General features: G+C 68.5%; 7 protein-coding genes and 1 pseudogene. 4 read left to right on the top strand and 4 right to left on the bottom strand.

Translation table 11 applies throughout. The features are described 5' to 3' along the window. A partial coding sequence (locus tag ACWDA7_RS47825; RefSeq protein ID WP_450613846.1) for a transposase occupies positions 1–438 on the top strand: 438 nt, incomplete at its 5' end. 399 nt (positions 439–837) lie between these two features. After that, positions 838–2,466: an IS200/IS605 family accessory protein TnpB-related protein gene (locus ACWDA7_RS47820; protein WP_450613844.1), complete on the top strand. Its 1,629-nt coding sequence runs from the start codon at positions 838–840 to the stop codon at positions 2,464–2,466. A 93-nt stretch (positions 2,467–2,559) separates the two neighbouring features. Here ACWDA7_RS47820 and ACWDA7_RS47815 read toward each other — a convergent pair whose 3' ends face one another. Genes ACWDA7_RS47815 through ACWDA7_RS47805 form a run of 3 tightly spaced genes read right to left on the bottom strand, consistent with a single transcriptional unit; the run spans position 2,560 to position 5,929 of the window. After that, complete coding sequence (locus tag ACWDA7_RS47815) at positions 2,560–3,309, bottom strand: succinate dehydrogenase/fumarate reductase iron-sulfur subunit (RefSeq protein ID WP_450613842.1); 750 nt, start codon at positions 3,307–3,309, stop codon at positions 2,560–2,562. Next, a complete protein-coding gene (locus ACWDA7_RS47810; protein WP_450613840.1) occupies positions 3,306–5,255 on the bottom strand; it encodes a fumarate reductase/succinate dehydrogenase flavoprotein subunit in 1,950 nt (649 codons plus the stop codon). Before ACWDA7_RS47810 ends, ACWDA7_RS47815 begins: the two co-directional genes overlap by 4 nt. 2 nt (positions 5,256–5,257) lie before the next feature. Next, positions 5,258–5,929, bottom strand: coding sequence for a succinate dehydrogenase (locus ACWDA7_RS47805; protein WP_450613847.1), 672 nt, complete (start codon positions 5,927–5,929; stop codon positions 5,258–5,260). Positions 5,930–6,047: 118 nt separating this feature from the next. Here ACWDA7_RS47805 and ACWDA7_RS47800 point away from each other — a divergent pair, with 118 nt between their 5' ends. Further along, positions 6,048–6,932 (top strand): LysR family transcriptional regulator, encoded by an 885-nt coding sequence (locus ACWDA7_RS47800; protein ID WP_450613838.1) that lies wholly within the window; start codon positions 6,048–6,050, stop codon positions 6,930–6,932. Between the two features lie 155 nt (positions 6,933–7,087). Here ACWDA7_RS47800 and tnpA read toward each other — a convergent pair whose 3' ends face one another. Further along, a complete protein-coding gene (tnpA, locus tag ACWDA7_RS47795; protein ID WP_450613836.1) occupies positions 7,088–7,519 on the bottom strand; it encodes an IS200/IS605 family transposase in 432 nt (143 codons plus the stop codon). Positions 7,520–7,545: 26 nt separating this feature from the next. Here tnpA and ACWDA7_RS47790 point away from each other — a divergent pair. Continuing rightward, a pseudogene (locus tag ACWDA7_RS47790) lies at positions 7,546–8,132 on the top strand (RNA-guided endonuclease TnpB family protein); the annotation flags it as partial.

The raw sequence follows: 8,132 nt of genomic DNA, 5'->3' as shown, positions 1-8,132 counted from the left end.
CGCTTCTTCTACACCCTGCACATCTGGCACGGGCGCCGCGGCGAGCCGAAGGCGTTCACCTGGCACCAGTACCGGGACCTGATCGTCATGACCCACCTCCAACTCGGCACCCCAGTGGTGTGGTGCTGGGACAACCTGAACGTGCATCTCGTCCAGGAGCTGGCCGACTTCGCCGAGGAACACCAGGACTGGCTGCGCATCTTCCGGATGCCCTCCTATGCACCGGAGTTGAACCCGGCCGAGGGCATCTGGTCGCTTCTCAAGAGGCACCTGGCCGACTTCGCCGCCGCCGACCTCGCGCACCTCACCCGCATGATCAAGCGCAAGCTGAAAAAGATCCAGTATCGGCCCCACCTGATCGACGGCTGCCTCCCGCCCACCGGCCTGACCATGGACCACGACGCGATCAAGGCACCGGACATCACGAGTTCAACCTGAGTACTCCCACGCCGACGCCATCGACGACGGCGTCCAGCGGGCACGGAGGAGGGGCGGAAGCAGCACGGGCGGGTCGTCGCCCACAGGTCGTCGATGCCCTGTCGCAGCGCGGTCAGGGCCCGTGTGTTCGGCAGGGGCCGCCCGTACTAGCAGTAGAAGCTGCGCAGGCCGATACGCCTCATCGACCGCTTCAGTCGGCCGCGCTGGTGCGTAGTGCCTGGCGTATGCGGGGGTTGGGATCTGTTCGTTTTCGGATGTGCAGGAGTGTGTGTGAGTGTGCACGAGCATGTACTTGTTCGTGGTGTTGCAGCGCGCACGACCGCTTGGCGGGCATTGTCAGTGCCGGCCGGTACCGTTCTTCCTGTTGCTGATCAAGCGTTGAGGGAGGGGGGTGCATCGATGCGTGGTGAGTCGCTGCGCACGATCGCTGCCTCCTTCGTGGCCGTCGGCCCGTCCGGCGTGGCGATCCGCACCCGCATCAAGGGCCTCACGCCGGACGACGACGACGTGTTACGTCTGGTCGGCGCGCATCTGGGGTCGCTGGCCTCGAAGGATCTCAAACGCCGGTGCGCCGACGGGCTGGAGCACTCCGCGGATACGTGGGCCAGGCGCAAGCGGGCCCTGACCGACACGTCGTCCTCGCGGTGGGCCGGTTCGATCACGAAGGCCACCCACGATCAGTGGGCGCTGTCCCGGCGTGCCCAGCTCGCGCACATCCGCAGCCTTGAGGCCGGTATCAAGACGATCGCCAACCGGTTGTCGCTGCCGGTGGGTGAGAAGGGCTCGAAGCGGGCGCCGGGCGGATACCGCACCCGGCAGGAGTGGTTCCACAAGTCCCGGCGGCTGCATCTGCTGAAGGATCGGCTGGAGCGGGAGCGGGCCGATCACGAGGTGGGGCGGGTGCGGGTGGTGCGGGGCGGCAAACGCCTGCTCCACACCCGACACCACCTCGAGGCGGCGCAGCTCACCGAGCAGGCATGGCGGCGTCGTTGGGAAGCGGAGCGCTGGTTCCTGCAGGCGGACGGCGAATCGGGCAAGCGGTTCGGGAACGAGACGATCCGCGTCACCCCGGACGGCGAAGTCTCCCTCAAGCTCCCCGTCCCGCTTGCGCACCTGGCGAACGCCCGGCACGGCCGGTACGTCCTGGCCGCAACCGCGGTCTTCCACCACCGCAGCGACGAGTGGGCCGACCGCATCACCACGAACCGGGCCGTGGCCTACCGCATCCACTACGACACAGACCGCTGCCGCTGGTACCTGACCGCCTCCTGGACCATCCCACCAGTCAAGACCGTTCCCCTGTCCCAGGCCCGCGCAGGCGGTCTGATCGGTGTCGATACGAACGCCGACCATCTGGCCGCCTGGCGGCTGGACGCCCACGGCAATCCGGTCGGCAGGCCGCGCCGGTTCTTCTACGACCTGTCCGGCACCGCGGACCACCGGGATGCCCAGGTACGGCATGCACTGATCCGGCTCCTGCACTGGGCGAAACGCCACGGGGTGTCGATCGCGATCGAAGACCTCGACTTCGCCGCGGTGAAAACTCGGGAGAAGCACGGCCGCCAGAGGCGGTTTCGGCGGTTGATCTCCGGCATGCCGGTATCCAAGCTGCGGGCCCGGCTCGTCAGCATGGCGGCCGAACTCGGCATCACCATCATCGCCGTCGACCCGGCCTACACCAGCAGGTGGGGCGCCCAGCACTGGCAAAAACCCCTCACCAGCAAAACCAGGAAAACCAGCCGTCACGATGCCGCGAGCATCGCGATCGGCAGGCGCGCCCTGGGGCACCGCATCCGGCGACGGACGGCACCGCCCCCACACGACCAGAGCGATCGTGTGGGGCATCGGACCGCCCAGGCCGGACACGGCACCCGCGGGCGTGAGGGAACCCGCCCCCGCATCCTTGGACCACGGACACGATCCGTGTCGCCGGATGCGGCGCGAACGCGGGAGACCAGGACGCCCAACACCGTTCGGAGCGTCCGACTGAGCCCGTGCAACCCATGCTCAGTCCCCAGGAACGGTTGAGCACCACGCCCGCTCCCGCCCGTCCGCACCGTGCCGGCGAACGTCGTGCGGCCGGCGCCGCCCCGTCCCGAGCGGCGCCGGCCAGTCTCGGTGCTAGCGACTGCCCGACTTGCGGGTCGCGCGCAGCCACTCCTTGTTCATGTTCGTGATGGAGACGAGCGGGATGCCCTTCGGGCACGCGGTGGCGCACTCCCCGGTCAGCGTGCAGCCGCCGAAGCCCTCCGCGTCCATCTGGGCCACCATGTCCAGGACCCGGGTCTCGCGCTCGGGCGCGCCCTGCGGCAGCACATTGAGGTGATTGATCTTGGCCGAGGTGAACAGCATCGCCGCGCCGTTCGGGCAGGCGGCCACGCAGGCGCCGCAGCCGATGCACTCCGCGTGTTCGAAGGCGAAGTCGGCGTCCGCCTTCGGCACGGCCGTGGCGTGGGCCTCGGGCGCGGCGCCGGTAGGGGCGGTGATGTAGCCGCCGGACTGGATGATCCGGTCGAAGGCCGAGCGGTCCACGACCAGGTCCTTGACCACCGGGAAGGCCGAGGCCCGCCAGGGCTCGATGTCGATCGTGTCGCCGTCCTTGAAGGACCGCATGTGCAGCTGGCAGGTGGTGGTCCGCTCGGGGCCGTGCGCGTCGCCGTTGATGACGAGCGAGCAGGCGCCGCAGATGCCCTCGCGGCAGTCGTGGTCGAAGGCGACGGGGTCCTCGCCCTTGAGGATGAGCTCCTCGTTGAGGGTGTCGAGCATCTCCAGGAAGGACATGTCGGTCGATATTCCGTCCACCTCGTATGTGGACATGGCGCCTTCTGCGTCGGCGTTCTTCTGCCGCCAGACGCGCAGGGTGAGCTTCATGCGTAGCTCCGCTGGGTGGGGTGGACGTACTCGAAGACCAGGTCTTCCTTGTGCAGGACGGGCGCCTCGCCGGTGCCCGTGAACTCCCAGGCGGCCGCGTAGGCGAACTCGTCGTCCTTGCGGGCGGCCTCCCCGTCGGGGGTCTGGGACTCCTCGCGGAAGTGGCCGCCGCAGGACTCGGAGCGGTGCAGCGCGTCGAGGCACATCAGCTCGGCGAGCTCCAGGTAGTCGACGATGCGGTTGGCCTTCTCCAGCGACTGGTTGAACTCCTCGCCGGTGCCCGGCACCTTGATCCGCCGCCAGAACTCCTCACGGATCTGCGGGATGCGCTCCAGGGCTTTGCGCAGTCCCGCGTCGGTACGGGCCATGCCGCAGAACTCCCACATGAGCTCGCCGACCTCGCGGTGGAAGGAGTCGGGGGTGCGGTCGCCGTCGACGGACAGCAGCAGGTTGAGCCGGTCCTCCGTCTCGGCGAGCACCTCCTGGACGGCGGGGTGGTCGACCGTGACCTGGTCCTGGTGCGGGTTGCGGGCGAGGTAGTCGTTGATCGTCGACGGGAGGACGAAGTAGCCGTCGGCGAGGCCCTGCATCAGCGCGGAGGCGCCGAGGCGGTTCGCGCCGTGGTCGGAGAAGTTCGCCTCGCCGACGGCGAACAGGCCCGGGATCGAGGTCTGCAGGTCGTAGTCGACCCACAGGCCGCCCATGGTGTAGTGCACCGCGGGGTAGATCCGCATCGGCACCTCGTACGGGTTCTCCGCGGTGATCCGCGCGTACATGTCGAAGAGGTTGCCGTACTTCTCCTCGACCTTCTTGCGGCCCATGCGCTTGATCGCGTCCGCGAAGTCGAGGTAGACGCCCTGGCCGCCGGGTCCGACGCCACGGCCCTCGTCGCAGACGTTCTTGGCGGCGCGGGAGGCGATGTCGCGGGGTACCAGGTTGCCGAAGGACGGGTAGATGCGCTCGAGGTAGTAGTCGCGCTCGTCCTCGGGGATCTCGTTCGGCGGCCGGTTGTCGCCCCTCGCCTTCGGCACCCAGATCCGGCCGTCGTTGCGCAGCGACTCGCTCATCAGCGTGAGCTTGGACTGGTGGTCGCCGGTCCGCGGGATGCAGGTGGGGTGGATCTGTGTGAAGCAGGGGTTGGCGAAGTAGGCGCCGCGCCGGTGCGCCCGCCAGATGGCGGTCGCGTTGGAGTTCATCGCGTTGGTCGACAGATAGAAGACGTTGCCGTAGCCGCCGGAGGCGAGGACCACGGCGTCCGCGAAGTACGTGTCGATCTTTCCGGTGATCAGGTCGCGGGCGACGACGCCGCGGGCCCGCCCGTCGATCACGATCACATCGAGCATCTCGGTACGCGGATGCATCTCCACGTTGCCGGCGGCGATCTGCCGGGAGAGCGCCTGGTAGGCGCCGAGGAGGAGCTGCTGGCCCGTCTGGCCGCGGGCGTAGAAGGTGCGGGAGACCTGGACGCCGCCGAAGGAGCGGGTGTCGAGGAGCCCGCCGTACTCGCGGGCGAAGGGCACGCCCTGCGCCACGCACTGGTCGATGATCTCGACCGAGATCTGGGCGAGGCGGTGGACGTTGGACTCGCGGGCCCGGAAGTCGCCGCCCTTGACGGTGTCGTAGAAGAGGCGGTGGATCGAGTCGCCGTCGTTGCGGTAGTTCTTCGCGGCGTTGATACCGCCCTGCGCGGCGATCGAGTGGGCGCGGCGCGGGGAGTCCTGATAGCAGAACTGGACCACGTGGTAGCCCTGTTCGGCGAGGGTGGCGCCCGCGGAGCCGCCGGCGAGGCCGGTGCCCACGACGATCACCGTGTGCTTGCGCCGGTTGGCCGGGTTGACCAGCTTGGCCTCGAAACGGCGCTTGTCCCAGCGCTCGCTGACCGGGCCGGACGGGGCCTTGGTGTCGGCGACCGGCTCTCCGGTCGCGTAGTCCGCATAGGAAGTCATCTCTAGCTCACCACTCCGGTCATGACGCCCACGGGCACGGCGATGAAACCGGCCGTGAGCAACAGCGCGAGGACATTGGCTGTGGTCTTCAGGGCACGGTCCCGGGTGCGGCTGCCGACGCCGAGGGTCTGGGCGGCGCTCCAGAAGCCGTGCTGGATGTGCAGGCCGAGGGCGAGCATCGCCACGATGTAGATGACGTCGCCGTACCACGTGGAGAAGGTGTCGACGACGTTCTGGTACGGGTGGCCCTCTTGGAAGCCGCCGGAGTGCACGGTGCCGGTGGTCAGGTCGAGGACGTGCCAGACGATGAACAGGCCGAGGATGATCCCGCCCCAGCGCATGGTGCGGGTCGCATAGCTCGCCCGGGGCCTCGTGTGCACGTACTTGCTGGGGCGCGCCTTGATGTCGCGGCGGCTGAGCTGGTACGCGGAGACGGCGTGCGCGACCACGGCGACGATCAGCACGATCCGAATGATCCAGAGCGTCCACTCGTAGTGCATGAAGGGCTCGCCGACGGTGCGCAGCCAGTGCGCGTAGTGGTTGAACTCGCCCGCACCGAAGAAGATCTTGAGATTGCCGATCACATGGGCGATCAGGTACAGCAGCATGATCAGCCCGCTGACCGCCATCACGGTCTTCTTGCCGAGGGTCGAGTCCCACACGGTGCGTGCCATGGACGGCCGTCGGTCCGTCCGCGTTGCCAGAGCCATGGCAGAACGCTAGGACGGGGGGTTGTCATCGGTCCAAGACATGGTCCGCCTCGTTTCGATAGACAGGCCCTATGCTGGTGAGGTGCAGTTCCAGCAGCTCCAGTACTTCGTGGCGGTCGCCGAGACCCGGCACTTCACGCGGGCCGCCGACCTCGTCCATGTCGCCCAGCCGTCGCTGTCGCAGCAGATCAGGGCACTGGAGCGGGAGCTGGGCGCGGATCTGTTCCTGCGGGCGCGCGGCAACATCACGCTCACGGACGCGGGCGAGGCGCTGCTGCCCCTGGCCCGCCGCATCCTCGCCGACGCGGAGACGGCGCGGCACGAGGTGCAGGAACTGGCGCAGCTGCGCCGCGGCCGGGTGCGCCTGGGCGCGACGCCGAGCGTGTGCACCGGACTGCTGCCGGACGTGCTGCGCGCCTTCCACGACCGCTACCCCGGAATCCAGCTGCTGATCGAGGAGGGCGGCTCCCACGACCTGGTCCGGGAACTGGCGCGCGGCGCCCTCGACCTGGCCCTGATCGTGCTGCCCCTGCCCACCCCCTCCCCCGCACTGAGCACGGTGGAGCTGCTGCGCGAGGATCTGGTGGTGGTGTCCTCGCCCGACGAGCCCAGACCCGGTGGCGGCCGCCGCACCGTGCGTATCGCAGACCTGGAGGGCGAGCGTCTTGTCATGTTCCGCCATGGCTACGACCTGCGGGAACTGACGGTGGCGGCCTGTCGCGCCGAAGGCTTCGAGCCGGAGTTCGCGGTGGAGGGCGGTGAGATGGACGCGGTCCTCGGCTTCGTACGGGCGGGTCTCGGCGTCGCCGTCGTCCCGCGTATGATCGCCACCCGCTCCGGAAGCGGCCTGCGCGTGACCCCGCTGGCCCGGCCCGGCCTGTACCGCACCATCGCCCTGGCCCACCGCAGCGACGTGGCCCCGCCGCGCGCGGCCAGGGAGCTTCAGCGGATGCTGCTGGAGCGGTGAGCGGCCGGCTTCCGTTCTGGTCACCGGGCGGCGGCGCCACCGTGGGCCGTGTCTACCTCTAATCTTGCGCAGTGCGCCGCCCTTCAGGGTGGTGGTGAAGCGCATCTCAGGACTGCTCTGACCTCGGCCGTGGACACGGGTCCGCACTGTTGACCTCAGCTTACGGGGCGCTGCTGCCGCTCGATGTACTGCTTCACGACGGTGAGCGGCGCCCCTCCACATGAGCCGGCGAAGTACGAGCCGGACCAGAAGTGCCCGCCCCACAGGTACCGGCGGACGTGCGTGTCGTACTCCTTGCGCAGCAGTCGGGCGGAGACGCCCTTGAGGCTGTTGACCAGCTTGGAGAGCTGGACCTTCGGCGGGTAGTGCACGAGCAGGTGCACGTGATCGTGCTCGCCGTTGAACTGCTTCAACTCGGCCTCGAAGTCCTCGCACACCTCCCGCATGATCTCCTCGCACCTGTTCAACATGGCGTCGGTGAACACGCCGCGCCGGTACTTCGTGACGAACACCAAATGGACATGCAGGTCGAAGACAACGTGACGACCGGTGCGAACATCGGGATTCGGATTCCATCGCGGCGACATAAACCAACTGCAGTATGGTGATCGCTATGAGTGAAAACACCCTGGTGAAGCGGCAGTTCGGGCACCGCGCCCGGCTTGCACTATCGCCTGCCGAGGTGTCGAACGCCGATGCCCAGGCGCACGCGGCCCGCACGATGTGGAACCTGCTGCACGCCTGGTGGCAGATGATGCCGAAGGACAAGCGCACGCTTGCGAACGCCGATGCTGCGATACGGCAGGCCCGCAAGGACCTCGATTTCCTCGCCGTCCTGCCCGCGCAGGCCGCACAAGCGGTGCTGAAGACGTACGTCCAGGCGTGGAAGAACTGCTGGGAGGGCCGGGCCAACGCACCGAACTTCAAAGGCCGCTTGCGGTCCGTGATGAGCGTGGACGTCCCGCAGGGCCGCGACCTGAACATCAAGCGGGTACACCGCCGCTGGGGCATGGTCAACCTGCCCAGGATCGGCCGGGTCCGATTCCGCTGGACCAAAGACCTCCCCGTCGGCAAGCACGCCACCACCGATAACCGGATCACCGGTGCACGCCTGGTCAAGGATGCCCTCGGCTGGCACATCGCCTTCCGTGTCCTGACCCAGGAGTCCACGCCCGCGCCCTGCACCGGCCCCGAGGTCGG

The organism is Streptomyces sp. NPDC001156 (assembly GCF_053598275.1).
Note: the sequence above shows the minus strand (reverse complement) of the source record. Positions and strands in the feature narration are given on the sequence as shown.

Excerpts from the sequence above, each read along its gene's own strand:
- ACWDA7_RS47805 (WP_450613847.1), bottom strand. The coding sequence starts at position 5,929 with ATGGCACGCACCGTGTGGGACTCGACCCTCGGCAAGAAGACCGTGATG.
- ACWDA7_RS47815 (WP_450613842.1), bottom strand. The coding sequence starts at position 3,309 with ATGAAGCTCACCCTGCGCGTCTGGCGGCAGAAGAACGCCGACGCAGAA.
- tnpA (WP_450613836.1), bottom strand. The coding sequence starts at position 7,519 with ATGTCGCCGCGATGGAATCCGAATCCCGATGTTCGCACCGGTCGTCAC.
- ACWDA7_RS47820 (WP_450613844.1), top strand. The coding sequence starts at position 838 with ATGCGTGGTGAGTCGCTGCGCACGATCGCTGCCTCCTTCGTGGCCGTC.
- ACWDA7_RS47810 (WP_450613840.1), bottom strand. The coding sequence starts at position 5,255 with ATGACTTCCTATGCGGACTACGCGACCGGAGAGCCGGTCGCCGACACC.